This is a genomic window from Streptomyces sp. NPDC002825, from assembly GCF_040295385.1.
GTDB lineage: Bacteria > Actinomycetota > Actinomycetes > Streptomycetales > Streptomycetaceae > Streptomyces.
The window spans coordinates 1-22,781 of the sequence record NZ_JBEOVH010000040.1 but is presented as its reverse complement, the minus strand read 5'-3'; the positions used below and the strand labels follow the sequence as shown (position 1 = coordinate 22,781).

Below are 22,781 nucleotides of genomic sequence, written 5' to 3'. Positions count from 1 at the left end.
GATGAAGGCCCGCACCCGCGCCGCCACACTCCTGCTGACCCCCTTCTTCGTCCTGTTCACCGCGGTGATGGTGGTGCCGATCGGATACGCGGTCTGGCTCAGCCTCTTCACCGAGAAGCAGTCCGGACTGGGCTTCGGCGGCACCGAGACCGTCTTCACCGGCCTCGACAACTACACCGCGGCGCTGGGTGACCGGGCCTTCCTGGAGGGCTTCGGCGTCCTGCTCGGGTACTGCCTGCTCTACATCCCGCTGCTGCTCGCCGGGGCCCTCGGCCTCGCCCTCCTGCTCGACTCGGCGCTCGCCCGCGCCCGCCGCTTCTTCCAGCTCGCGCTCTTCCTGCCGCACGCCGTCCCCGGCATCATCGCCGCCCTGATCTGGGTCTACCTCTACACACCCCAGCTCAGCCCGGTCGTCCAGGCCATGGACGCCGGAGGCATCGGCTTCGACTTCTTCTCCCCCGAGGGCACCCTGCCGTCCGTCGTCAACATCGCCCTGTGGGAATGGCTCGGCTACAACATGGTCATCTTCTACGCCGCCCTCCAGGCCATCGACCGCTCCGTCATCGAAGCGGCCACCGTCGACGGCGCCGGCGCCTGGCGCATCGCCTTCGCCATCAAGCTCCCCCTCGTCAAGGCCTCCCTCGCCATGGTCGGCCTCTTCACGGTCATCGGCTCCCTCCAGCTCTTCACCGAGCCGCTCATCCTCAACAAGGGCACCGGCTCCGCCGTCACCTCCACCTGGACGCCGAACATGTACGCCTACACCGCGGCCTTCGACCGCAACGACTACGGACTCGCCGCGGCCGCCTCCGTACTCCTCGCCCTGACGGCGGCACTGCTCTCCTTCGCGGTGACCAGGCTGACCGGACGCCGGAAGGCGGGCACGGCACGGCAGGCGACCACGGCACGCAAGGCCGCCACCGCACGGCAGGAGCAGCCCGCATGAGCACCCGTACCCCCAGCCGGTGGCTGTCGAAGACGGCCGTCAACGGCGCCCTCGTCCTCGCCGTCGGCTACATGCTCTTCCCCCTGGTCTGGCTCCTCACCGCAGCCACCAAGGACGCCGGAGGCCTCCTCGCCGGAGACGCCTTCTCCTTCGAGGGCTTCGACCTCGGCGGCAACCTCTCCCGGCTCGCCGCGTACGGCGACGGCGTCTACTTCCACTGGTACGCCAACAGCCTCCTCTACGCGGGCGCCGGCGCCCTCGCCTGCTCCCTGATCAGCGTCGCCGCCGGATACGCCTTCCACGTCTACGACTTCCGCGGCAAGGAGAAGCTCTTCGGCCTCGTCCTCCTGGGCGTGCTCGTCCCCACCACCGCGCTCGCCCTGCCGATGTACCTGCTCGCCAGCGAGGTCGGCATCGTCAACACCTACTGGGCCGTCCTCATCCCCGTCCTCGTCAACCCCTTCGGCGTCTACCTCTCCCGGGTCTTCTGCGCCGGCTACATCCCCGACGAGGCCCTGGAGGCCGCCCGTATCGACGGGGCGGGCGAGATGCGCGTCTTCTGGTCCATCGGCCTGCGCATGGTCATGCCCGGCTTCGTGACGGTCTTCCTCTTCCAGTTCACCGCCGTCTGGAACAACTTCTTCCTCCCCCTGGTGATGCTCTCGGACCAGAAGCTCTTCCCGCTGAGCCTCGGCCTGTACGCGTGGAACAGCAACGCCCACGCCGAACCCGACTACTACCCCCTCGTCGTCACCGGATCCCTGCTCGCCGTCGTCCCCCTCGTCGTCGCCTTCGTCTCCCTCCAGCGCCACTGGAAGGCCGGTCTGACGGCCGGCAGCGTCAAGTGAGGAGCACAGGTACAACGATGCACCCGACCACTGACAACCGCCCCTCCCTCCTCCTCGCCATGGGCCCCGGGGTGGACGACCGCCTCCTCACGGACGCCCACCGCACCCGCCTCGCCCGCCTCACGCGCACCGACCCGCACCTGGTCGCCCACGACCTGACGGCCCCCGGGCCACGGGTCACCGCCGCCCTCGCCGAGGCGGAGATCCTGCTGACCTGCTGGGGAGCGCCACCGCTGACGGCCGAGGTGCTGGCCCGCGCCCCTCGGCTCGGGGCGGTCGTCCACGCGGCGGGCTCCGTCAAACACCACATCACCGAGGCCTGCTGGGAGCGTGGCCTGCGGGTCACCTCGGCCGCCGCGGCCAACGCGCTGCCGGTCGCCGAGTACACGCTCGCCGCGATCCTCCTCGCCGGCAAGCGGGTCCTGCGCTCGGCCCGGCGGTACGCGGAGCTGCGCACCGACGACGCCTGGCTCACGGAATCCGCCCCGTGGGGCAACTACCGCCGCACGGTCGGCATCGTCGGTGCCTCCCGCATCGGCCGCCGGGTCGTGGAACTCCTCCGCCCGTTCGACTTCGAGGTCCTGCTGTACGACCCGTACGTCGACGTCCCGCCCCCCGGCGTGGAGCTCGTCGGCCTCGACGAGCTGTGCGCCCGCAGCACGATCGTCTCGGTCCACGCCCCGCAACTCCCGTCCACCCGCCACATGATCGGCGCGGCGCAGCTGGCGGCGATGCCGGCCGGCACGACCCTGATCAACACGGCCCGGGGCTCCCTCGTGGACGAGGCGGCCCTCCTCCCCCACCTGGTCTCGGGCCGCCTCCACGCGATCCTCGACGTGACGGACCCGGAACTCCCGGCGTCCGAATCCCCGTTGTGGACCCTGCCGAACGTCCTCCTCACCCCCCACGTCGCCGGCTCCCTGGGCAACGAACTCCACCGCATGGCGGACCGGGCGATCGAGGAGGTGGCGCGGTACGGGCGGGGGGAGCCGTTCGCGGAGGAGGTGCGGGCGTCGGATCTGACGCGCTCGGCGTAGCGCCCGGACCTAGACTGAAAGGGTCCCACCTGGGTCGGGAGGCGTCATGACTTTCGTGCAGATCATCGACTGCAGGACGAGCCGGGTCGACGACCTGAACCGGCTCATGGACCGGTGGGTCGAGCAGACGCAGGGCAAACGCACGGCCACCCACAGCATCGTCGGCAAGGACCGCTCCGACGCCTCGCACGTGGTGGAGATCGTCGAGTTCCCCTCGTACGACGTGGCCATGCAGAACTCGCAGCTTCCCGAGACCGACCGGATCTTCCGGGAGATGGTGGCGCTCTGCGACGAGATGCCGACGTTCACGGACCTGGACGTCGTACGGGACGAGGCGCTGTACAAGAGCAACGCCCGCAGGCTGCTGGAGATGCTCGCGACCGAGCAGGAGCTGGCGCTGCTCGACGAGGTCCTGGCGGAGGGCTACCACGATCACGATCCGACCAACGAGCAGGACGTGATCGGGATGGACGCGGTGCGGCGCGAGGTCGAGATGTGGCGGGGCGGCTTCGACTTCACGTTCGAGATCGACGACCAGATCGCCGAGGGCGACCGGGTCTGCACGCGGTGGACGTGGAAGGCGAACCACACGGGCGACTTCATGGGGCTGCAGCCGACCGGCATGGACGTGCAGATGACGGGCACGGTCGTGCACCGCTTCCGCGACGACGGGAAGATCGTCGAGGGCTGGTGGCAGTACGACATGCTCGGGCTGATGGGCAGGCTGGGCGCCGTCGAGGCCTGAGGAACGGTGGGCAGGCCGGGCGCCGTCGAGGCCTGAGGAACGGTGGGCAGGCCGGGCGCCGTCGAGGCCTGAGTTCCGGGCCTCGCGGCCCGAGGAACGGCCGAGGCCCGGTGCTCCCGCGACGGGAGCACCGGGCCTCGGCTGTCGGCTACGAGCCTCAGTGGGAGTGGCCGTGACCGTGGCCGTGGCCGTGGTCCGCCGGCTCCTCTTCCTTCTTCTCCACCACGAGGGTCTCGGTGGTGAGGAGGAGGGAGGCGATCGAGGCGGCGTTCTCCAGGGCGGAGCGCGTCACCTTCACCGGGTCGATGACGCCGGCCTTGACCAGGTCGCCGTACTCGCCGGTCGCGGCGTTGAAGCCCTGGCCCTTGTCGAGCTCCGCCACCTTGGAGGTGATGACGTAGCCCTCGAGGCCGGCGTTCTCGGCGATCCAGCGCAGCGGCTCGACGGCGGCGCGGCGGACGACCGCGACACCCGTGGCCTCGTCGCCGGACTTGTCGAGGTTGCCCTCGAGGACCTTGACGGCGTGGACGAGCGCGGAGCCACCACCGGAGACGATGCCCTCCTCGACCGCGGCGCGGGTCGCGGAGATGGCGTCCTCCAGACGGTGCTTCTTCTCCTTGAGCTCGACCTCGGTCGCGGCGCCGACCTTGATCACGCAGACGCCGCCGGCGAGCTTCGCGAGGCGCTCCTGGAGCTTCTCGCGGTCCCAGTCGGAGTCCGTGGACTCGATCTCGGCCTTGATCTGGTTGACGCGGCCCGCGACGTCCTCGGAGTTGCCGCCACCGTCGACGATGGTGGTGTCGTCCTTGGTGATGGTCACGCGGCGGGCGGTGCCCAGCACGTCCAGACCGGCCTGGTCGAGCTTGAGGCCGACCTCCTCGGCGATGACGGTGGCACCGGTGAGGGTGGCCATGTCGCCGAGCATCGCCTTGCGGCGGTCGCCGAAGCCGGGGGCCTTGACGGCCACGGCGTTGAACGTGCCGCGGATCTTGTTGACGACGAGGGTGGAGAGCGCCTCGCCCTCGACGTCCTCGGCGATGATCAGGAGCGGCTTGCTGGCGCCGGCCTGGATGACCTTCTCCAGGATGGGCAGCAGGTCCTGGATCGAGGAGATCTTGCCCTGGTGGATCAGGATGTACGGGTCGTCGAGGACGGCCTCCATACGCTCCTGGTCGGTGACCATGTACGGGGACAGGTAGCCCTTGTCGAAGGCCATGCCCTCGGTGAAGTCGAGCTCCAGGCCGAAGGTGTTGGACTCCTCGACGGTGATGACACCGTCCTTGCCGACCTTGTCCATCGCCTCGGCGATGAGCTCGCCGACCTGCTGGTCCTGCGCGGAGAGCGCGGCGACGGCGGCGATGTCGGACTTGTCCTCGATCGGACGCGCGGTGGCGAGGAGCTCCTCGGAGACGGCCTTGACGGCGGCGTCGATGCCCTTCTTCAGGGCGGCCGGGGAGGCGCCGGCGGCGACGTTGCGCAGACCCTCGCGGACCAGGGCCTGGGCGAGCACGGTGGCGGTGGTGGTGCCGTCACCCGCGATGTCGTTGGTCTTGGTCGCCACCTCCTTCACGAGCTGGGCGCCGAGGTTCTCGTACGGGTCCTCGATCTCGACCTCGCGGGCGATCGTGACACCGTCGTTGGTGATGGTGGGGGCGCCGAACTTCTTGTCGATGACGACGTTGCGGCCCTTGGGGCCGATCGTCACCTTCACCGTGTCGGCAAGCTTGTTGACGCCGCGCTCAAGGGCGCGACGGGCGTCCTCGTCGAACTTCAGGATCTTCGCCATGGGAGCGGTTCAGCCCTCTCGGAATGGGGTGGAACGAACCGCGCCCCCGGACGCCCGGTGCGGGGTCAAGGGGCGCAGCTCAAAGCATCTGCTTCAGATACCTGGGGTGAATTACTTCTCGACGATCGCGAGCACGTCGCGAGCCGAGAGGACGAGGTACTCCTCGCCGTTGTACTTCACCTCGGTGCCGCCGTACTTGCTGTACAGCACGATGTCGCCGGTCTTGACGTCGAGCGGCAGACGCTCGCCGTTCTCGAAGCGGCCCGGGCCCACGGCCAGGACGACGCCCTCCTGGGGCTTCTCCTTGGCGGTGTCCGGAATGACCAGGCCAGAGGCGGTGGTCTGCTCGGCGTCGAGCGGCTGGACCACAATGCGGTCCTCGAGCGGCTTGATGGCAACCTTGGAGCTGGTGGTCGTCACGATCCGACCTCCCCCTTCGGAGATCTCACGGGGTTAACTGTCTGAGGTGGCGACCAGGTGGATCCGTCGTCGCGGGTGCCGGACCTGCCCGTCGCTGTGTTGGCACTCTCCAGTGGGGAGTGCCAGAGCCGAGACTATGACCGCGATTAGCACTCGGTCAAGCGGAGTGCCAATTCATCGCTCCGTGGCGTGACGGGACGGACCCTTCGCGCCTCCTCGCACCTCTTCGCGTCCACCGCCGCCCGTACCGTCTCGACCGGGGTGGGGTGAGGGCTCACCCGTTCCGCCGCCTTCCGGCCGAGCCGCTCGATCGGATCGACGGAGGAGGCGCAGGCGGGCAGGGCAAGGAGCGCCCCGGTCACGGCGAGGGCGGCGACGCACCGGCGTGCACCCGTGCTCACACGTAGTCCTCGAGCTTCGCCACCGCGTACCCCTTGGACGTGATCACGTTCATCACACGGCGGATCATGTCCGGCATGGTGCCCTTCCAGTCCTCCTTGCCCCGGAAGTGGGTGAGCACGATGTCGCCGGGGTGCAGGTCCCGGTCCCACTCGCGCCACTCCATGTGGTCGGGGAAGGCCTCGGCGGACCAGAGGGGGACGGCCTTGACGCCGCAGGACTTGGCGGCGCGCAGGGTGTCCTCGTTGTAGTTGCCGTACGGCGGGCGGAAGAGCGGGGGCCGCTTGCCGAAGCGCTTCTCCATGATGTCCTGCATGCCGCAGATCTCGCGCTTCTGCTCGCTGTACGAGAGTCCGGGCATGTAGCGGTGGTTGAGGGTGTGGTTGTGCAGGGAGACCCCGGACTCCTCCGACTTCTGCATCCTGGCGAAGTAGCCGTAGTCGTCCTTGACGAGGTAGTTGCTGAGGAAGGCGCTGTACGGGATCCGCAGCTCCGTCATCATCTTCAGCAGCTGGGGGTCCTTCTCCGCGCCGTCGTCGATCGTCAGGAAGACGACCTTCTGCTTGGTCGGCACGGTGGTGAAGACGGGCGGCAGGCCCTCGCCGTCGGTCTCGAACCCCTTGCGGGTGGTGATCTTCGGTTTGACGGCGGGCGGGGCGGGCGCGTCGAGCGGGGGTTTGGCGAGGCCCCACTTCCTGGCGGCGAGCACACGGGCGGCCCGCTGCGCGCGGACCTTCTCGGCGTAGGCGCTGAGGGCGGCGGAGGCGGCGCCCTGGGCCTTCTGTCCGGCGGCGGGGGCGGGTGCGCTGCGCTCGGGTTCGGCGCTGCCGGCGCAGGCCGTGGCGGCGGAGGCGAGCGCGGCCACGGCGAGCGCCGCTCCGAGCGTACGGCGGGAGCGGTGCGCACCTCTTGCCATCATCTGGTCCTTTTGTCGTACGAGCTGCATGGCGCCGCATCCTGTCAGCGCGGGAGCCCCTCCGGGCCGCGACACCGCCGTGCGGCCCCCACCGTCCCCCGGCCGGCCCACAAGCCCACAGGGCCCAGAATGGGACGGGTGACCGACCTCGCCTCCTTCGCCGCCCTGCTCACCCCCGAGGGGCAGACGCTCCTCGCCGCCCTGCGCGACTACGACCCCGCCCAGGAGCTGGCGGTCGCCTCCCGGCTGCGCCGCGACCACCCCGCCGAGCTCGTCAGCGCGGCCCTCGGGCAGGCGCGGCTGCGGCAGCGGGCGGTGGCGAAGTTCGGAGCGGAGGACGCGTACCGGATGTACTTCACGCCCAACGGCGTCGAGCAGTCGACCCGCGCCTCGGTGGGGACGTACCGGGCGGCCCGGCTCAAGGCGATGGGCGTCCGCAGCGTCGCGGACCTCTGCTCGGGGATCGGCGGCGACGCGATCGCCCTCGCCCGCGCCGGGATCTCCGTCCTGGCCGTCGACCGGGACCCGCTGACCGCCGAGGCGGTCCGGGCCAACGCGGCGGCGCTGGGCCTCGCGGACCTGATCGAGGTCCGCTGCGCCGACGTCACGGAGATCGACACCGCCCCCTACGACGCGGTCTTCGTCGACCCGGCACGGCGCGGCGGCCGGGGCAGGATCTTCGACCCCGAGGCGTACTCCCCGCCGCTGTCCTGGGCGATCGAGGCGGCCCGCAGGGCCCCGCGCGCCGCACTCAAGATCGCGCCGGGGATCCCGCACGAGGCGGTGCCGGAGGAGGCCGAGGCCGAGTGGATCTCGGACGGCGGGGACGTGAAGGAGGCCGTGCTCTGGTTCGGCACGGAGCCGGGCGCCCGCCGGGCCACCCTGCTGCCCTCCGGGACCACCCTGACGGGCCGGGGGCTGCCGGACCCGGCGGTCCGCCCGGTCGGCCGCTACCTGTACGAGCCGGACGGCGCCGTCATCCGGGCGCACCTGGTCGCCGAGGTGGCCGAGGAGCTGGACGGCGGCCTGATCGACGAGACGATCGCCTACGTCACGGCGGACGCCCTCACCCCCACCCCGTACGCCGCCGCCTACGAGATCACCGACGAACTCCCCTTCAACCTCAAGAAGTTGAAGGCCCTGCTACGGGAGCGCGAGGTCGGCACCCTCACGGTGAAGAAGCGCGGCTCGGCGGTCGAACCGGAGGAGATCCGCCGCAAGGTGAAGCCGAAGGGCCCCAACGCGGCGACCGTCCTGCTCACTCGGGTCGCGGGAGCCCCGACGATGCTGATCGGCCGGCCCGCGAACAAGCCCTAGGGGACACTCACGCTCATGGCACTGCACCCGGAAGGCATGTTCACCAGCGGCCCGCTCGCCCACCTCGCCGCCCTGGCCGCAGGCCCCGACCCGCTGGAGTGGCAGGTCCTGCGCCTCAGGCGGGTCCTGCGCCTGAACCACTGGGACGCGGCCTGGCGGGAGACCCCGCAGAGGCTCGCCTCCCAACTGGACTACCTGTCCACGGCTTTCACCGAGGAGTTCTTCGCGACCTGCCCGGAACAGACCCGCCACACCTGGCGGACGGCGGCGGGCGCGAAGGACATACCGGCGTTCATGACGGACCTCGCGACCCTGCTGCGCCTCGCGGACCGCGAGGGCGACGCGCCGTACGAGGACGTCCCCCTGTCCGCGTGGGAGGTACGGGCGCAGTTCCCCCTCCTGCTGTCCCTGGACGGCTGGGCGTACGACGGCGAGCACGCCTCGTACGAGGAGAGCCTCCGCGCCTTCATCGAGGCGGAACACCCCTTCTGCTCCCACGAGTTGATCCCGCGCCTCACCCAGGCCCTGGAGGCCAGGACGCTGTGCGCGCAGTCCCCGGCCTTCGCGGCGTCCTTCGCGCGGCTCGCCCCGACGGCGACCCCCGAGACCCTCGACGTCCTCGCCCGCCTCACCTTCGCCCATCTGACGGAGCACCATGGCTGACCTCCTGCACGACGAGCCCTTCGCCGAACTCCTCGGGCAGGCCGACCAGGCGGTCGTCAGCGCCGACGGACAGTGGCTCGCGGCCAGCGCGTGCTGGGACCGGCACAGCCGCGTGGCCGTCTACCGCGCCGCCGACCTCTCCTGCGCGCACCTCCTGACGTTCACCGAGGAGGCCGAGCCGATCGCCTTCCACCCCACGCTCCCGCTCCTCGCCATCGGCCTCGACAACGGCGACGAGTACGTCCGCGCGGGCGGCCTCACCCTCCTCGAAGCCGACACCGGTCACCGCGTCGACTTCACCGACCCCGGCCGGGGCATCGACCTGGTCCGCTGGCTGGACCCCCGCACGCTCGAACTCACCTTCCGCGCCGTGGACATGCACGACGAGTACGTCCACCACGTCTCCCGGCCCACCGCCGTCCGCGACGACTGGCGCGCCCTCGCCCCCGACGCCCTGGACCTGACCGCCCTCGACGGCCCGGTGCTCGACCAGGTCACGTACCCGGACCCGGGATCCCCCCTGACACTCCTCCAGCCGTTCGCCGCCCGGGCGGGCAGGCACTGCACCGGCACCTCGGCCGGCCACATCCTGCGCTACTGAGCCCGCCTCAGCAGCAGCGCCCTTTCCCGCTCGTTCCGGGTGAGGGAGGCCGCACGTACGAACTCCGCCCTCGCCTCCTCCGTACGGCCGAGGCGGGCGAGCAGGTCGCCGCGGACGCTCGGCAGCAAGTGGTAGCGGGCCAGGGCCGGTTCGTCGGTGAGGGCGTCGACGATGCGCAGGGCGGCCTCGGGGCCCTCGGTCATCGACACGGCGACCGCCCTGTTCAGTTCGATCACCGGGGACGGGGTCAGGGTGCCGAGGCGGGCGTACAGCGCGGCGATGGTGGGCCAGTCCGTCGCCTCGTACGACGCCGCCCGCGCGTGGCAGGCGGCGATCGCGGCCTGCAGGGCGTACGGCCCGTAGGAGCGCCCGTCCCCGGCCCGCGCGAGAGCGGCGTACCCGCGCCGCACGAGGAGCCGGTTCCAGCGGCTGCGGTTCTGGTCCGCGAGGAGCACCGGCCGCCCGTCGGGGCCGGTCCTGGCCGCCGTGCGGGACGCCTGGAGTTCCAGGAGGGCCGCGAGGCCGTGCACCTCGCTCTCGTCCGGCATCAGGGCGGCCAGGCCCCGGGCCAGGCGCAGCGCGTCCTCGCACAGGCCCGGCCGCAGCAGGTCGTCGCCCGCGGTCGCCGCGTACCCCTCGTTGAAGATCAGGTAGATGATCTCCAGGACCGAGTCGAGGCGGGCCGCCCGGTCCACCCCGTACGGCACCTCGAACTCGACGCCCGCCTTCGCGAGCGCCCGCTTGGCGCGGGTGATCCGCGCCGCCACCGTCGGTTCCGGTACGAGGAAGGCGCGGGCGATCTCGTCGGTCCGCAGCCCGCCGACGAGCCGCAGCGTGAGCGCCGCCCGCGCGTCGGCGGAGAGCACCGGGTGGCAGGTGGTGAAGACGAGCCGGAGCACGTCGTCGTCGATGTCGCCGGGGCCGGACGGCTCGGGGTCGTACGACTCCTCCGAGAGCGTCCGGCCCACCTCGGCGAGCTTCCGCGCGTACGTCTCGCGCCGCCGCACGAGGTCGACGGCCCGGTGCTTGGCGGTGGCCGTCAGCCAGGCTCCCGGGCGCTCCGGGACCCCTGACTCCGGCCACTGCTCCAGGGCGGAGACGAGCGCGTCCTGGGCGATCTCCTCGGCGATGCCGACGTCCCTGACGATCCGCGCCACCGTGGCGATGATCCGCGCCGACTCCATCCGGAAGACCGTCTCCAGCGTGCTCTCCACCGACACCGTCACGGTTCACATGACAGCACGGCGCGGGTCAGCCTTGCGGCATCTCCTCGACCTCGCGGACCTCGAGGCCGACCTTCCAGTGCGGCGGGTGCACGGCCAGGAACCGCTTCCCCCACTCGACGGCCTCGGCCATGTCCTTGCACTGGAGCATCGCGTAGCCGCCGACGACCTCCTTGGTCTCGGTGAACGGGCCGTCCGTGAAGGACAGCTTCCCGTCCGACCAGGTGATCCGGGTGGCCTCGGCGGTCGGCCGGAGCCCGGCCGTGTCCACCATGGCGCCGGCCTTGGTGATCTCCTCGAAGAGGGCGCCCATGCGCTCCTCGAAGCCGGGGTCGGCGCTTGCCATGTCGATGGTGTTCTCCTCGATGCGGACGAGGGACAGGAAGCGGGGCATGACGACTCCTCGGTGTGCGGTGGGCGGGGCCGTTCCCCGCCGTCCACACATACGTCGAACGGGATCCGTCCGCATCGACACCGCGCCCGGAGAATTTCCCGGACGCCCGGAGAATGCCTCAGACGTAGTCCTCCAGGCGGGCGACCGTGAAGCCCTGCTCCTGGATCTTCCGCAGCATCGTCGCCGTCATCTCCGTCATCGTCCGGCCCTTGAGCTCGGACGGGCCCCGGAAGTGGGCCAGGATGATGTCGCCGGGGTGCAGCTTCCGGTCGCCGCGCTGGTACTGCATGTTCTTGATCTGCATGGACTCGCGCCACAGCACGATCGCGTCGAGGCCGCACTCCCCCGCCGCCGCGCGCGTGGCCTCGTTCCAGTTGCCGTACGGCGGGCGGAAGAGCCGCGGGGTGGAGCCGTACCGCTCCTTGAGCTTCGTCTGCTGCCCGCAGATCTCCCGGCGCTGCGCCTCCGGGGAGAGGGTGCGCAGGTTGGGGTGGGTGAGGGTGTGGTTGGCGAGGCCGTGCCCCTGGGCCACGAGCGGCTCGAAGTACGCGTAGTCGGCGCGTATGGCCGCGTCCGTGAGGAACATCGTGACCGGGACCTTGAGGTCCTTCATCATCCGGACGAACCCGGGGTCCTTCTCGGCCCCGTCGTCGATCGTGATGAAGACGATCTTCTCGCGGGTGGGGATCTCGCTGATGACGGGCACCGGCCCGCCGGGCGGGCGGACGACCGGCTTGACCGCGGGCGGGGCGGGCGGGGCGGCGAAGGGCTTCAGGCCCCATCTCCGGTACGCGGCGGCCCCGGGCGCCTTGTCCTCGGCGGGCGGCTCGGCCGCGGGCGACGTCGTCTTCGCGGGAACCGGGGCGGGGGTCTGGGCGGCGGCGGGCTCCTCCACCGTGCAGCCGGTCACCAGGAGGGCGACGGTGGTCAGGGCCGCCCACAGCGCGATGGTCTTCTTCACGCGCTGTGGGATGGCCGAGACGGTCGAAAGGTTGCTCTATTTTCGGGCGGGAATCGCTTACTCGACCGATTCGAAGCGCCAGCGATGGACCGGACGGGTGATCAGCTCCGCGTCCGGCTCCGGCAGCTCGGGCAGCTCGGCGTCAAAACCGTCCGCCTCCCACCAGGTCAGGACCAGCACCCGGTCCTGCGGCGCCCGGAGGAGCTCCCGGCGGACCGGCTCCCGGGCCAGGACCTGCGCCCGCGCCCACTCCAGGAGCTCGGCGCCCCGGCCCTGGGCGGCCCTGGCCTCCCACATGAGCGTGAGCCTCACGAGTACAGGTTCTCCCTGCTGACCTCGTGCACGTGGTCGTGGTCATGGGCGTGCGCCCCGGGCACGTGCGGGTCCGTCACCGGCAGCGAGGAGTCCGCCGACAGCTCCAGGTCGGAGGCGGCCCTGTTGCGGGCGACCATCTCGGAGCCGAGGGCCGCGACCATCGCGCCGTTGTCCGTGCACAGGCCCGGACGCGGCACCCGCAGCCGGATCCCGGCGCGCTCGCAGCGCTCCTGGGCGAGGGCCCGGAGCCGCGAGTTGGCGGCGACGCCGCCGCCGATCATCAGGTGGTCGACGCCCTCGTCCTTGCAGGCCCGGACGGCCTTGCGGGTGAGCACGTCGACGACCGCCTCCTGGAAGGACGCGGCGACGTCCCGTACGGGCACCTCCTCGCCGGCCGCCCGCTTGGCCTCGATCCAGCGGGCCACGGCCGTCTTGAGGCCCGAGAAGGAGAAGTCGTACGCGGGGTCGCGGGAGCCGCTGAGACCGCGCGGGAAGGCGATCGCCGCCGGGTCGCCCTCCTTGGCGAGCCGGTCGATGACCGGTCCGCCGGGGAAGCCCAGGTCGAGGACGCGGGCGATCTTGTCGAAGGCCTCGCCGGCCGCGTCGTCGATGGTGGCGCCCATCGGCCGCACGTCGGAGGTGATGTCGGCGGAGAGCAGCAGCGAGGAGTGCCCGCCGGAGACCAGGAGGGCCATCGTCGGCTCGGGCAGCTTGCCGTGCTCCAGCTGGTCGACGCAGATGTGCGAGGCCAGGTGGTTGACGCCGTAGAGCGGCTTGCCGAGGGCGTAGGCGTACGCCTTGGCCGCGGAGACGCCGACGAGCAGGGCGCCCGCGAGGCCGGGTCCGGCGGTGACGGCGATGCCGTCGAGGTCCTTCGCGGAGACCCCGGCCGTCTTCAGGGCGCGCTCGATCGTCGGGACCATGGCCTCCAGGTGGGCGCGGGAGGCGATCTCGGGGACGACGCCGCCGAAGCGGGCGTGGGTGTCGACGCTGGAGGCGACGGCGTCGGCGAGGAGGGTGGTCCCGTGGACGATGCCGACGCCGGTCTCGTCGCAGGAGGTCTCGATGCCGAGTACCAGCGGTTCGTCAGCAGCCATCAGATCTCAGTCCCAGTTCCTTGAACGATCAGTCGCATCACGAGCGCGTCGACATTGCCCGGCTGGTAGTAGCCGCGCCGGAACCCGATGGGCTCGAAGCCGAAGCGCTCGTAGAGCTTCTGGGCCCGGGTGTTGTCCACGCGCACTTCGAGGAGGACCTCCTCGCACTCGAAGGCGGTGGCCTCCTTCAGCAGGTCGGTGAGGAGCCGGGCGCCGAGACCCGTGCCCCACTGGTCGCGGGAGACGGCGATCGTCTGGACGTCGCCGAGTCCGCCGGCGGCGGCGAGCCCTGCGTACCCGACGAGCCGGCCGTCCGCCGGGTCCTCCGCCACCACGTAGTGGCGGGTGGCCCTCGGTCCCCTGGCGTGCGCGAGCTCCGACCAGAACATCCCCTCCGACCAGGCGTCCTCGGGGAACAGCTCGGCCTCCAGAGCGAGCACCGGCTCGATGTCCCACCAGCGCATCTCGCGCAGCACGGCGGCCTCGGTCGCGGCGCTCACTTGGGGGTGACCACCTTGTAGTTCTTCGGCACCTGCGCGTCGGGGCGGCGCAGGTACATCGGCAGCGGGTCGAGGAAACCGCCCTCGCCCGCCTTCAGCCTCTCGGCGGCGAGCCCGGCGAGCGCGGCGGCCGACTGGTGCTCGGGCTCGCGGGCGTCCGGGAAGGCCTCGGGGTAGAGGAGGGCGCCCGCGCCGACCACGGGGAGGCCGGCGAGCGAGGCGGCGATGTCGGCGGGCCGGTCGACGGCCGCGTCGGTCACGCGGGTGCGGGAGTCCTCGTACCGCGCCCAGTAGACCTCCTTGCGGCGCGCGTCCGTCGCGACGGCGAAGGGCTCGTCGATCCCGGAGGCGTACGCGAGGCCGTCGAGGGTGCACAGGCCGTGCACCGGCACGCCGAGCGCGGACGAGAAGGCCGCGGCCGTGACGAGGCCGACGCGGAGCCCGGTGTACGGGCCGGGGCCGACGCCGACGACGATCCCGGTGACCGCGTCGAGTCTCAGGCCCGCGTCGGCGAGGACCCGGTCGACGGCGGGCAGCAGCAGCTCCCCGTGGCGGCGGGCGTCGACCTGACTCGACGCGGCGACGACGGCCTCGCCGTCGTGGAGGGCGACGGTGACGGCGGGGGTGGCGGTATCCATGGCGAGCAACAGCACGCGAACAGCCTACGGCTCCCGGGCACGCTGCCCCGAACCTCGGGCGGGCGGCTGCTACCGTCACCCTTCGATACGTACGTACGAGAGGTGGGCACGGTGGCTAGGAGCAGCTCGGGATTCGTGGCCGGGCTCACGGCGGCGGCCATTGTCGCGGTCGGCGTCCTCGCCTACCAGGCCTCGGCGAACGCGCCGGCCGATCTGTCGGTGAAGCCGCGGACGCCGGGCACGGCCGCCCCCTCGGTCTCGCCGAGCGGTGGCCCGAAGCAGCCGGCCAAGGACCCCCTCGCCGTCCCCGCGAACTCGGGCACCGGGGAGCGGGTCGTGTACTCGCTCGCCGACCGCCGGGTGTGGATCGTGGACGGGAAGGGCAAGGCGACCCGGACGTTCGCGGTGTGGCCGAGCACGGTCGACCCGGTGGCCGGGACGTACCGGGTGACCTCGCGCTCGGGTTCGGTGCGCGGTTCGGACGGGGTGCAGATCGAGCACGTGGTGCGGTTCGCGACGGCCGAGGACGTGGCGATCGGCTTCAGCGCGGCGGTCGACGGCTCGACGCCGTCGCCGGACCCGGCCCGGAAGACCGGCGGCATCCGGATGAAGCGGGCCGACGGGGACGCGATGTGGACGTTCGCGGTGATCGGCGCGAAGGTCGTCGTCGTCGCCCAGAGCGCCTGAAGCGCAGCACCTGAAGCGGCCTGAGGCGCCCGGAGCGCCTAGGCCGCTTCGTCGCGTACGGGTTCCTCTTCGGCCTCGGCCTCGGCCGGCGGCGGGGTCGACAGGGCCCGGGCAGCCGCGCAGGACGCGAGCAGCTCACTCATCGAGACGTGGTCCCGGACGGGTTCCGCGCGTTCGGGCGTCGCCATGCATGCCTCCCGTAGGTTAGGTACACCTAACCAGCTCGTGCATCCATGTGACCACGGCTCGTGCGACCCACGCAACACCTTCCCGACACGTTGTCGGAACCTACGTACGTACGGCTCAGAACAGATCGAGGTCCTCGCCCGCCCAGCGCGCCCCGACCCCGCGCAGCACGACCGTGCGCCGGTCGTCGTCGGTGTCGCCGGTCACCCGGTGGATGAGCAGGTGCAGCCGGTCGTCCGTCAGGTCCTCGACCTTGCCGTCGCCCCACTCGACGACCACCACGGACTCGGGCAGCGAGACGTCCAGGTCGAGGTCCTCCATCTCGTCGAGCCCGCCGCCGAGCCGGTACGCGTCGACGTGGACCAGGGCCGGACCGTCGACGAGGGACGGGTGGACGCGGGCGATGACGAAGGTCGGGGAGGTCACGGCCCCGCGCACGCCGAGGCCCTCGCCGAGGCCACGGGTCAGGGTCGTCTTCCCGGCGCCGAGCTCACCGGTGAGCATGACGAGGTCGCCGGGCCGGAGGATCTTCGCGAGCCGGCGGCCGAGCTCCTGCATCTGCTGCGGGGAGTCGACGGAGAGGGTGGCGCCGGAGACGTGCGGATGTGTGCCGGGGGCGGGCGGATGCGCTGCTTCCATGCCTTGATTTTCGCAGGGAATCCCGGGCCTCGAGTCCAGCAGCTGTGAACCTCGGACGGGTGATCTTCGGCGAGTGGCGACTGGTCGCCGGAACAACCGTTACCGCCTGTAGCTCGCACTACGGTAGCGACGAGGGGTGGGTCGGGGTGATTCGTGCGTACAAGTTCCTGATGCGGCCCACCGTGGGTCAACAGGTCGCGCTCGGCGACATGCTGAGAGATCACTGCTCGCTGTACAACGGAGCGTTGCAGGAGCGCCGTGATGCCTGGCGGCATGTGTCCAAGACGAGTGTCACGTACGGGACGCAGTCGGCCCAGCTCAGGGAGATCCGGGCGTTCGACTCAGAGCGGCAAGGTCGATGGTCGTTCTCCTCGCAGCAAGCCACCCTGCGTCGACTCGACAAGGCGTTCGCCGCGTTCTTCCGCCGGATGAGGTCCGGAGACGTCCCCGGCTACCCACGTTTTCGCGGAACGAACCGGTTCGACACTGTCGTCTTCCCCAGGGACGGGGACGGCTGCCGGTGGGACTCCACCCCGCACGCCCCCGTCACCCGCGTCCGCTTCCAGGCGTCGGGCACGTCAAGGTCAACCGGCACCGACTGGTCGTCGGCAAGGTCAAGACGGTGTCAGTGAAGCGCGAGGACCGCCGCTGGTACGTGGTCCTCACCGCTGAGCAAACCGTGCCAGAGCCGCTGCCCGCGACCGGCTCTGCGACCGGAATCGATCTGGGCATTGCCAATTTTCTTGCCGACTCAAACGGCAGATTCGTTCCCAATCCCCGCCACGGCCGTAAGGCAGCCGCAAAGCTCGAAGCCGCACAGCAGGCCCTCGCCCGGTGCAGGCGCGGCAGCAAGCGGCGCAAGAAGGTCGTCGCGAAGATCGGTGATCTGCACCGCAGGATTCGTCGGCAACGACTGGACCATGCGCACAAGGCCGCACTCGACCTCGTGCGGGAACACGACCTCATTGCGCACGAAGACCTCAAGATCCGCAAGATGAGCAGGGCCCCCGCGCCAATGTCGGACCCCGAGAGGCCGGATGCCTTCCTGCCCAACGGAGCCACCGCCAAGGCCGGGCTGAACAAATCGATCGCCGACGCCGGATGGGGGGTGTTCCTGACGATCCTGCACGCCAAGGCTGAGAGCGCCGGACGGGAAGTGATCGCCGTCGACCCCCGCAACACCTCCCGAACCTGCCCTGAATGCGGGCACGTCTCAGCGGAGAACCGGCCCACCCAGGAGCGGTTCCACTGCACCGCCTGCGGCCACAGCGCGCACGCGGACACCGTGGGCGCCCTGAACGTACTTCGGGCCGGGCTGGCCCGTCGCGAAGCCCCAGTGGCCCAGCGAGAAGCCTCGGCAGCCCCGCCGGGGAGGAGTCACACGAGCAAACCTAGCGCGTACGGAAGCCCTCCCCGGCCGGGACGACACCGGCCCGCACCAGCAGGTCGGCGAGCCGGTCGGTGACCGCCTCCGGGTGCTCCAGCATCACCAGATGGCCCGCGTCCGGGACGATGACCAGCTCCGCGTCCGGCAGGAGCGCGGCGATGGCCTCGGTGTGCGAACTGGGGGTGACCAGGTCGTTGTCCCCGGCGAGCGCGAGCACCGGCAGCTCGCCGAAGGCGGCGAGGGCGGCGGCCTTGTCGTGCTCGGCGAAGGCCGGGTAGAAGGCGGCGACGACGTCGATCGGGGTCGACTCGATCATCCGCTCGGCGAAGCGGGCGACCGCCGGGTCCACGTCCTTCGAGGCGAACGAGTACTTCTTGATCAGCCCGGCGAAGAGGTCGGCGGTGGCCCGCCGCCCGCGCTCGACCAGCTCCGCCTGGGAGCCGAGGGCCCGCAGGACGCCCGGCAGGACCCGCCGGACGGCGTTGACGCCGGCGAGCGGCAGCCCGTACGTGACCTCCCCGAGCTTCCCCGCCGAGGTGCCGACGAGGGCGACGCCGACGACCCGGTCGCGGATCAGCTCCGGATACTGCTCGGCGAGCGCCATCACCGTCATGCCGCCCATCGAGTGCCCGACGAGGACGAGCGGCCCCTCGGGCGCCGCGGCGTCGAGGACGGCCTTGAGGTCGCGGCCGAGCCGCTCGATGGAGACGGGCACCCCGTCGGTCCCGGCCTGGGAGACCCCGTGCCCGGAGCGGCCGTGGCTGCGCTGGTCCCAGTGGACGGTGCGGACGAGCCCGCGCAGGGCAGCCCGCTGGAAGTGCCAGGAGTCCTGGTTGAGGCAGTAGCCGTGGCTGAAGACGACGGTGACGGGGGCGGGTTCGCGGCGGCCGAAGAGCCTGCGCCGACGGGCCGGCGGGGCATCCGCCTCGACCTCGTCCACCTCGTAGTACAGAACGGTCCCGTCGTCGGCGAGTGCCCGGCCCGGGGTGCCGCGCAGACCGCCGTACGGGCCGGTGGCGTCCAGGGCGAGCCGCGCCTTCTGCCGTACGGACCGGCCGACGGTGAGCCGCTCGACGGCGACCCCGGCGGCCGCGCCGGCGGCCAGGACGCCTATCGCGGCACCGGCGAACCCGGCACGCCGCCAATTGCTGCCGCTCGACTCCGCCATGGCGGGCTACTCCCCCAGGTAGACCCGCGGGACGCGCGCCCCGATCCGGGTGACGATCTCGTACGCGATGGTGTCGGCCGCCACCGCCCAGTCCTCGGCCGTCGGCTCGCCCCGGTCGCCGGGGCCGAAGAGCACGGCCTCGGTGCCGGGCTCGGGGGTGTCCCCGCCGAGGTCGACCACGAACTGGTCCATGGCGACGCGTCCGGCGACGGTACGGACCCGGTCGCCGACGAGGACGGGCCCGCGCCCGGAGGCGTGCCGGGGAACCCCGTCGGCGTACCCGAGCGGGACCAGCCCGAGGGTGGTCTCCCCTTCCGTGACGTAGTGGTGCCCGTAACTCACGCCGTGCCCGGCGGGGACCTGCTTCACCAGCGCGACGCTCGCCTTGAGCGACATGACGGGCCGCAGGCCGAGCTCGGCGGAGGTGCCGAGCTCCGGGCTCGGCGAGACGCCGTACATCGCGATGCCGGGCCGGACCAGGTCGAAGTGGGCCTCGGGCAGCGTGAGGGTGGCCGGCGAGTTCGCGATGTGCCGGACCTCGGGGCGCACGCCCGCCTGCTCGGCGTGGTCCAGCATCGAGCGGAAGACGTCGAGCTGGGCGGCGATGGACGGGTGGTGCGGCTCGTCGGCGCAGGCGAAGTGCGACCAGAGGCCGGTCACCTTCACGAGCCCGTCGACCTCGGCCTTGAGCGCGGCCTCGACCAGCTCGGGCCAGTCGGCGGGCTGGCAGCCGTTGCGCCCGAGGCCGGTGTCGGCCTTGAGCTGGATGCGGGCGGTGCCGCCGGTGCGGCGCGCGGCCTCGATCACCTCGCCCAGGGCCCACATCCCGCTCACGGACATGTCGAGCCCGGCCTCGATGCCCTGGTCCCAGGGGTCACCGGGGGTCCAGAGCCAGCACATGACGGGAACGTCCGTGATCCCGGCGGCGCGCAGCGCGAGCGCCTCGTGCGGGGTGGCCGTGCCGAGCCAGTCCGCGCCCGCGTCCAGGGCGGCGCGGGCACAGCGCAGGGCGCCGTGTCCGTACGCGTCGGCCTTGACCACGGCCATGATCCGGACGTGGGGGGCGACACGGGCGCGCAGCGTGCGGACGTTCGCACGCAGCGCGCCGAGGTCGATCTCGGCGCGGGCCCTCGGGGGCGGAGGTGTCTCAGTCATCGCGCCCAGTCTCTCAGGTGTCAGCTGCCGGGCCGCTTTCCCCAGATGTAGACCCGGTCACCCTTACGGAGGACGTCCCAGAGTTTCCGTGCGTTCCCGTGGCTGAGATTGACGCAGCCACGGCTGCCGCCGGGCGTGGCGATCTGCCCGTAGACGGCGTGGAAGGCCTGGCCGCCGCTGAAGAACTGGGAGTACGGCATGGGGGTGTCGTAGATGGACGACCAGTGGTCCTTGTGGCGCCAGTAGACGGTGTGCCAGCCCGTACGGGTGGCGTACCCGGGCCGCCCACTGCGCATGTTGACCACCCCGTACGTCACTTTCGTCCCCTTCCGTACCCACATGAGCTGACGGTCGAGGTCGACGCAGGCGACGGCGTACTTCTTCACGGGGCAGCGCCGGCCCGGGTCGAGGTTCTTCCGGGCGGCGAGCAGCTCGGCGCGGGCCCAGGTGACGGGACCGGCGTAGCCGGCGGCCGGCTTGATCTTCTCCTTCACCTGGAAGGCGCGGATGGCCCGGCAGTCGGCGGCGGACTGCCTGCCGTCGACGGGCAGCCCCAGGAGCCGCTCGACCCGCCGCTGATGGATGCTCGCCTTGGCGGTGCAGGCGGCTCCGACGGCGCTGCGGGGCAGGTACTCGACGAGTTCGTCGACCTGCTCCTCGGGCTCGGGTACGGGGACGCCGTCCTCCTCCTCGCGCAGGGGCGGCAGCACCTGATCGGGCGTGTCCATCGGGTACTCGGCCCGCCCGCCGCCGACCACTCCGGGCACGAGGGGGTCTTCGGCGGACGGGGGCGCCTCACGGCCGGAGGGGGTGACGGGGGGCGGGGCCTCACGGCCGGAGGGGGCTGGCGGGGCGGCAAGCGGCGCGGCCTCACGGCCGGTGGGGGCGGCGAGGGCGACGGGTCCGCACGCGAGGGAGGCGACGAGGACGAACAACAGGGGCGCGGTACGGCTTCTCCAACTGGTCACCCACCCACCCAATCCGCCGCCCGCCGGACGGGCGCGCGGGAACCCACGGCTGGGCGAACGGGGTTGGCCCGAGTGGGGTAGGCGCCGGTTCTCACGAACCGCCCGCCGTCACGTCCCGCCAGGCGCCCCGCAGGGAGTCCGCCACCTCCGTCGCCGTCACCGGTGCGCCGCCCTCCGACGCCCGCCGTGCGGCGAGCCCGTGGAGGTAGGCCGCGCAGGAGGCCGCGTCCAGGGCCGGGAGGCCGGCCGCGAGGAGGGAGCCGGCGAGACCGGAGAGGACGTCGCCGCTGCCGGCCGTGGCGAGCCAGGAGGTTCCGGTCGGGTTGACCCGTACGGGACCGGTCCCGCCCGCCCCGCAGACCACCGTCGTCGAGCCCTTGAGCAGGACGGTCGCACCGAAGCGGGCCGCCAGTTCGCGGACGGCGGCGAGCCGGCCGGCCTCGACCTCCTCCCGGGTGACGCCGAGCAGCGCGGCCGCCTCGCCCGCGTGCGGCGTGAGGAGGGTCGGAGCCCCGCGCCCCCGGACGGCACCGGGGTCGAGCCCCCGCAGACCGTCCGCGTCGACGAGTACGGGGACGTCGGAGGCGAGGACCTCCGCGACGGCGACCCCGGTGCCCGGGCCCTCCCCCAGACCGGGCCCCACGACCCACGCCTGGACGCGCCCGGCCTTGTCGGGAGGTCCGGGGTGCACCAGGGTCTCGGGGTGGGCGGCGATCACGGCGTCACCGGCGTGACCGACGTACCGCACGGCTCCGGCCCCGCCGCGCAGCGCGCCGGCGACGGCGAGCACGGCGGCGCCGGGGTAGCGGACCGACCCGGCGAGGACCCCGACGACACCCCGCCGGTACTTGTCGCTCTCGGCGCCCGGCGCGGGGAGCAGCCACGCCAGGTCCTCGTGCTGGAGGGCCTCCAGGTCCGGGACGCCCGGGAGGAAGTCGCCGAGACCGATGTCGACGAGCCGCAGGGCACCGGCGTACTCGCGTGCGGGGTCGACGAGCAGACCGGGCTTGTACGCGCCGAAGGTGATCGTCGCGTCGGCGGGCAGGGCCTCCCCGTTGACCTCGCCGGTGTCGGCGTCGACGCCGCTGGGCAGGTCGACGGCGACGACGACGGCGTCCGAACCGCGGGCGGCGCGGGCGACGGGGACGGCATCGGGGCGGAGCCCGCCGCGGCCTCCGATGCCGGTGATGCCGTCGAGGACGAGGTCGGCGCGGGAGAGGGCCTCGAACGGCTCGTCGGCTACGCGTCCGCCGGCGGCGTGCAGGGCGGCGAGCCCGGCCTCGTGCGCGCGCTCCCCGAGCAGGACGGCCGAGACGCCCGCGCCGCGGCGGGCGAGGCGGGCGCCGGCGTAGAGGGCGTCGCCGCCGTTGTCGCCGCTGCCGACGAGGAGGACGACCCGGGCGCCGTACACCCGGCCCTTCCCGAGCAGGGAACAGCAGGCGGCGGCGAGTCCGGCGGCGGCGCGCTGCATGAGGGTGCCTTCGGGGAGGCGGGCCATGAGGGCGGCTTCGGCGGCCCGGACGGTCTCGACGCGATAACCAGTACGCATACCCGAAGTCTGCCCGCGCCCGGGCCCGTTGTGGCCCCGCGCCCCGCCGTTGCGCGCATTTCCGCCGGGGCGGTGCCCACGCCCGTTGTGGGCAGGCGTTCCGCCGGGGCGGTGCCCACCCGCAACGGAACGGCGCCCACGCCCCGTTGTGGGCAGGCGTTCCGCAAGGGGCGATGGGGGTCCCCCCTGCTCGAGCGAAGCCGAGAGCTTGGGGGAGGGTGGGCACAACGGACGGC

General features: G+C 72.2%; 25 protein-coding genes and 1 pseudogene. 9 read left to right on the top strand and 17 right to left on the bottom strand.

The window, feature by feature from the left end; all coding sequences use genetic code 11:
- Nucleotide 1: 1 nt before the first annotated feature.
- From ABT041_RS34760 to ABT041_RS34745, 4 genes are read left to right on the top strand one after another with little or no spacing between them, the layout of a single operon-like run.
- Complete coding sequence (locus ABT041_RS34760) at nucleotides 2–946, top strand: carbohydrate ABC transporter permease (protein ID WP_351192103.1); 945 nt, start codon at nucleotides 2–4, stop codon at nucleotides 944–946.
- Entirely contained in the window at nucleotides 943–1,794 is an 852-nt protein-coding gene (locus tag ABT041_RS34755) for a carbohydrate ABC transporter permease (RefSeq protein ID WP_351192101.1), read from the top strand. The genes ABT041_RS34760 and ABT041_RS34755 overlap by 4 nt, the downstream gene beginning before the upstream one ends.
- Nucleotides 1,795–1,811: 17 nt before the next feature.
- Complete coding sequence (locus tag ABT041_RS34750) at nucleotides 1,812–2,831, top strand: hydroxyacid dehydrogenase (protein ID WP_351192099.1); 1,020 nt, start codon at nucleotides 1,812–1,814, stop codon at nucleotides 2,829–2,831.
- A gap of 46 nt (nucleotides 2,832–2,877) precedes the next feature.
- Nucleotides 2,878–3,576: an ester cyclase gene (locus tag ABT041_RS34745; RefSeq protein WP_351192097.1), complete on the top strand. Its 699-nt coding sequence runs from the start codon at nucleotides 2,878–2,880 to the stop codon at nucleotides 3,574–3,576.
- A 157-nt stretch (nucleotides 3,577–3,733) separates the two neighbouring features.
- Here the strand turns inward: ABT041_RS34745 and groL are convergent, their stop codons facing one another.
- The 4 genes from groL to ABT041_RS34725 all read right to left on the bottom strand — a co-directional run bounded on the left by groL (nucleotide 3,734) and on the right by ABT041_RS34725 (nucleotide 7,097).
- A complete protein-coding gene (gene groL / locus ABT041_RS34740) occupies nucleotides 3,734–5,362 on the bottom strand; it encodes a chaperonin GroEL (protein ID WP_351192095.1) in 1,629 nt (542 codons plus the stop codon).
- A gap of 111 nt (nucleotides 5,363–5,473) precedes the next feature.
- Nucleotides 5,474–5,782, bottom strand: a complete 309-nt coding sequence (gene groES, locus ABT041_RS34735; RefSeq protein ID WP_017239619.1) for a co-chaperone GroES — start codon at nucleotides 5,780–5,782, stop codon at nucleotides 5,474–5,476.
- Nucleotides 5,783–5,928: 146 nt separating this feature from the next.
- On the bottom strand, nucleotides 5,929–6,183 hold the full coding sequence (locus ABT041_RS34730; protein WP_351192092.1) for a hypothetical protein: 255 nt from the start codon (nucleotides 6,181–6,183) through the stop codon (nucleotides 5,929–5,931).
- Entirely contained in the window at nucleotides 6,180–7,097 is a 918-nt protein-coding gene (locus ABT041_RS34725; protein WP_351192090.1) for a polysaccharide deacetylase family protein, read from the bottom strand. Before ABT041_RS34725 ends, ABT041_RS34730 begins: the two co-directional genes overlap by 4 nt.
- 129 nt (nucleotides 7,098–7,226) lie before the next feature.
- Between ABT041_RS34725 and ABT041_RS34720 the strand changes: the two genes are divergently transcribed.
- Genes ABT041_RS34720 through ABT041_RS34710 form a run of 3 tightly spaced genes read left to right on the top strand, consistent with a single transcriptional unit; the run spans nucleotide 7,227 to nucleotide 9,678 of the window.
- A complete protein-coding gene (locus tag ABT041_RS34720; protein WP_351192088.1) occupies nucleotides 7,227–8,414 on the top strand; it encodes a THUMP-like domain-containing protein in 1,188 nt (395 codons plus the stop codon).
- Between the two features lie 15 nt (nucleotides 8,415–8,429).
- Nucleotides 8,430–9,077: a hypothetical protein gene (locus ABT041_RS34715; RefSeq protein WP_351192086.1), complete on the top strand. Its 648-nt coding sequence runs from the start codon at nucleotides 8,430–8,432 to the stop codon at nucleotides 9,075–9,077.
- Nucleotides 9,070–9,678, top strand: coding sequence for a hypothetical protein (locus ABT041_RS34710; protein WP_351192084.1), 609 nt, complete (start codon nucleotides 9,070–9,072; stop codon nucleotides 9,676–9,678). Before ABT041_RS34715 ends, ABT041_RS34710 begins: the two co-directional genes overlap by 8 nt.
- Here the strand turns inward: ABT041_RS34710 and ABT041_RS34705 are convergent.
- The 7 genes from ABT041_RS34705 to tsaB form a co-directional block, all read right to left on the bottom strand.
- Complete coding sequence (locus ABT041_RS34705; protein ID WP_502976671.1) at nucleotides 9,672–10,862, bottom strand: RNA polymerase sigma factor; 1,191 nt, start codon at nucleotides 10,860–10,862, stop codon at nucleotides 9,672–9,674. The genes ABT041_RS34710 and ABT041_RS34705 overlap by 7 nt on opposite strands.
- Before the next feature lie 67 nt (nucleotides 10,863–10,929).
- The gene (locus ABT041_RS34700; protein ID WP_351192082.1) at nucleotides 10,930–11,295 is read right to left on the bottom strand and encodes a YciI family protein; all 366 of its coding nucleotides are present in this window, start codon (nucleotides 11,293–11,295) and stop codon (nucleotides 10,930–10,932) included.
- A gap of 118 nt (nucleotides 11,296–11,413) precedes the next feature.
- A complete protein-coding gene (locus tag ABT041_RS34695) occupies nucleotides 11,414–12,256 on the bottom strand; it encodes a polysaccharide deacetylase family protein (protein WP_351192080.1) in 843 nt (280 codons plus the stop codon).
- Nucleotides 12,257–12,313: 57 nt separating this feature from the next.
- Nucleotides 12,314–12,553: a hypothetical protein gene (locus ABT041_RS34690; protein ID WP_351192157.1), complete on the bottom strand. Its 240-nt coding sequence runs from the start codon at nucleotides 12,551–12,553 to the stop codon at nucleotides 12,314–12,316.
- A gap of 11 nt (nucleotides 12,554–12,564) precedes the next feature.
- Nucleotides 12,565–13,668, bottom strand: coding sequence for a tRNA (adenosine(37)-N6)-threonylcarbamoyltransferase complex transferase subunit TsaD (gene tsaD, locus ABT041_RS34685; RefSeq protein ID WP_351192078.1), 1,104 nt, complete (start codon nucleotides 13,666–13,668; stop codon nucleotides 12,565–12,567).
- The gene (rimI, locus tag ABT041_RS34680) at nucleotides 13,668–14,132 is read right to left on the bottom strand and encodes a ribosomal protein S18-alanine N-acetyltransferase (RefSeq protein WP_351192155.1); all 465 of its coding nucleotides are present in this window, start codon (nucleotides 14,130–14,132) and stop codon (nucleotides 13,668–13,670) included. Before rimI ends, tsaD begins: the two co-directional genes overlap by 1 nt.
- 32 nt (nucleotides 14,133–14,164) lie before the next feature.
- Nucleotides 14,165–14,821 carry a tRNA (adenosine(37)-N6)-threonylcarbamoyltransferase complex dimerization subunit type 1 TsaB gene (gene tsaB, locus ABT041_RS34675; RefSeq protein ID WP_351192076.1) on the bottom strand — a complete coding sequence of 219 codons (657 nt, stop codon included), beginning with the start codon at nucleotides 14,819–14,821 and terminating at the stop codon, nucleotides 14,165–14,167.
- 96 nt (nucleotides 14,822–14,917) lie between these two features.
- Here tsaB and ABT041_RS34670 point away from each other — a divergent pair, with 96 nt between their 5' ends.
- On the top strand, nucleotides 14,918–15,493 hold the full coding sequence (locus ABT041_RS34670; protein ID WP_351192074.1) for a L,D-transpeptidase: 576 nt from the start codon (nucleotides 14,918–14,920) through the stop codon (nucleotides 15,491–15,493).
- 38 nt (nucleotides 15,494–15,531) lie between these two features.
- Here the strand turns inward: ABT041_RS34670 and ABT041_RS34665 are convergent, their stop codons facing one another.
- Both ABT041_RS34665 and tsaE read right to left on the bottom strand, forming a co-directional pair.
- Complete coding sequence (locus tag ABT041_RS34665; RefSeq protein WP_351192072.1) at nucleotides 15,532–15,681, bottom strand: hypothetical protein; 150 nt, start codon at nucleotides 15,679–15,681, stop codon at nucleotides 15,532–15,534.
- A 115-nt stretch (nucleotides 15,682–15,796) separates the two neighbouring features.
- Nucleotides 15,797–16,318 (bottom strand): tRNA (adenosine(37)-N6)-threonylcarbamoyltransferase complex ATPase subunit type 1 TsaE, encoded by a 522-nt coding sequence (tsaE, locus tag ABT041_RS34660; protein ID WP_351192070.1) that lies wholly within the window; start codon nucleotides 16,316–16,318, stop codon nucleotides 15,797–15,799.
- A gap of 146 nt (nucleotides 16,319–16,464) precedes the next feature.
- On the opposite strand from tsaE, the pseudogene ABT041_RS34655 reads away from it, so the two are divergent.
- Nucleotides 16,465–17,645: pseudogene (locus ABT041_RS34655) on the top strand (RNA-guided endonuclease InsQ/TnpB family protein); the annotation flags it as partial.
- Nucleotides 17,646–17,709: 64 nt separating this feature from the next.
- Here the strand turns inward: ABT041_RS34655 and ABT041_RS34650 are convergent.
- From ABT041_RS34650 to ABT041_RS34635, 4 genes are all read right to left on the bottom strand, one after another.
- The gene (locus ABT041_RS34650) at nucleotides 17,710–18,873 is read right to left on the bottom strand and encodes an alpha/beta fold hydrolase (RefSeq protein ID WP_351192068.1); all 1,164 of its coding nucleotides are present in this window, start codon (nucleotides 18,871–18,873) and stop codon (nucleotides 17,710–17,712) included.
- A 6-nt stretch (nucleotides 18,874–18,879) separates the two neighbouring features.
- Nucleotides 18,880–20,028: an alanine racemase gene (alr, locus tag ABT041_RS34645; RefSeq protein WP_351192066.1), complete on the bottom strand. Its 1,149-nt coding sequence runs from the start codon at nucleotides 20,026–20,028 to the stop codon at nucleotides 18,880–18,882.
- 20 nt (nucleotides 20,029–20,048) lie between these two features.
- A complete protein-coding gene (locus ABT041_RS34640; protein ID WP_351192064.1) occupies nucleotides 20,049–20,996 on the bottom strand; it encodes a L,D-transpeptidase family protein in 948 nt (315 codons plus the stop codon).
- Between the two features lie 91 nt (nucleotides 20,997–21,087).
- On the bottom strand, nucleotides 21,088–22,545 hold the full coding sequence (locus ABT041_RS34635) for an NAD(P)H-hydrate dehydratase (RefSeq protein WP_351192062.1): 1,458 nt from the start codon (nucleotides 22,543–22,545) through the stop codon (nucleotides 21,088–21,090).
- Between the last annotated feature and the right edge of the window lie 236 nt (nucleotides 22,546–22,781).

What these genes read in the sequence shown, in the direction of transcription:
- ABT041_RS34635 (WP_351192062.1), bottom strand. Translation starts at nt 22,545, where the DNA reads ATGCGTACTGGTTATCGCGTCGAGACCGTCCGGGCCGCCGAAGCCGCC.
- ABT041_RS34755 (WP_351192101.1), top strand. Translation starts at nt 943, where the DNA reads ATGAGCACCCGTACCCCCAGCCGGTGGCTGTCGAAGACGGCCGTCAAC.
- tsaE (WP_351192070.1), bottom strand. Translation starts at nt 16,318, where the DNA reads ATGGAAGCAGCGCATCCGCCCGCCCCCGGCACACATCCGCACGTCTCC.
- groL (WP_351192095.1), bottom strand. Translation starts at nt 5,362, where the DNA reads ATGGCGAAGATCCTGAAGTTCGACGAGGACGCCCGTCGCGCCCTTGAG.
- rimI (WP_351192155.1), bottom strand. Translation starts at nt 14,132, where the DNA reads ATGCGCTGGTGGGACATCGAGCCGGTGCTCGCTCTGGAGGCCGAGCTG.
- ABT041_RS34705 (WP_502976671.1), bottom strand. Translation starts at nt 10,862, where the DNA reads ATGGAGTCGGCGCGGATCATCGCCACGGTGGCGCGGATCGTCAGGGAC.
- ABT041_RS34745 (WP_351192097.1), top strand. Translation starts at nt 2,878, where the DNA reads ATGACTTTCGTGCAGATCATCGACTGCAGGACGAGCCGGGTCGACGAC.
- tsaD (WP_351192078.1), bottom strand. Translation starts at nt 13,668, where the DNA reads ATGGCTGCTGACGAACCGCTGGTACTCGGCATCGAGACCTCCTGCGAC.
- ABT041_RS34710 (WP_351192084.1), top strand. Translation starts at nt 9,070, where the DNA reads ATGGCTGACCTCCTGCACGACGAGCCCTTCGCCGAACTCCTCGGGCAG.
- alr (WP_351192066.1), bottom strand. Translation starts at nt 20,028, where the DNA reads ATGACTGAGACACCTCCGCCCCCGAGGGCCCGCGCCGAGATCGACCTC.
- ABT041_RS34725 (WP_351192090.1), bottom strand. Translation starts at nt 7,097, where the DNA reads ATGGCAAGAGGTGCGCACCGCTCCCGCCGTACGCTCGGAGCGGCGCTC.
- ABT041_RS34760 (WP_351192103.1), top strand. Translation starts at nt 2, where the DNA reads ATGAAGGCCCGCACCCGCGCCGCCACACTCCTGCTGACCCCCTTCTTC.
- ABT041_RS34715 (WP_351192086.1), top strand. Translation starts at nt 8,430, where the DNA reads ATGGCACTGCACCCGGAAGGCATGTTCACCAGCGGCCCGCTCGCCCAC.
- ABT041_RS34750 (WP_351192099.1), top strand. Translation starts at nt 1,812, where the DNA reads ATGCACCCGACCACTGACAACCGCCCCTCCCTCCTCCTCGCCATGGGC.
- ABT041_RS34665 (WP_351192072.1), bottom strand. Translation starts at nt 15,681, where the DNA reads ATGGCGACGCCCGAACGCGCGGAACCCGTCCGGGACCACGTCTCGATG.
- ABT041_RS34690 (WP_351192157.1), bottom strand. Translation starts at nt 12,553, where the DNA reads ATGTGGGAGGCCAGGGCCGCCCAGGGCCGGGGCGCCGAGCTCCTGGAG.
- ABT041_RS34650 (WP_351192068.1), bottom strand. Translation starts at nt 18,873, where the DNA reads ATGGCGGAGTCGAGCGGCAGCAATTGGCGGCGTGCCGGGTTCGCCGGT.
- ABT041_RS34700 (WP_351192082.1), bottom strand. Translation starts at nt 11,295, where the DNA reads ATGCCCCGCTTCCTGTCCCTCGTCCGCATCGAGGAGAACACCATCGAC.
- ABT041_RS34720 (WP_351192088.1), top strand. Translation starts at nt 7,227, where the DNA reads ATGGGACGGGTGACCGACCTCGCCTCCTTCGCCGCCCTGCTCACCCCC.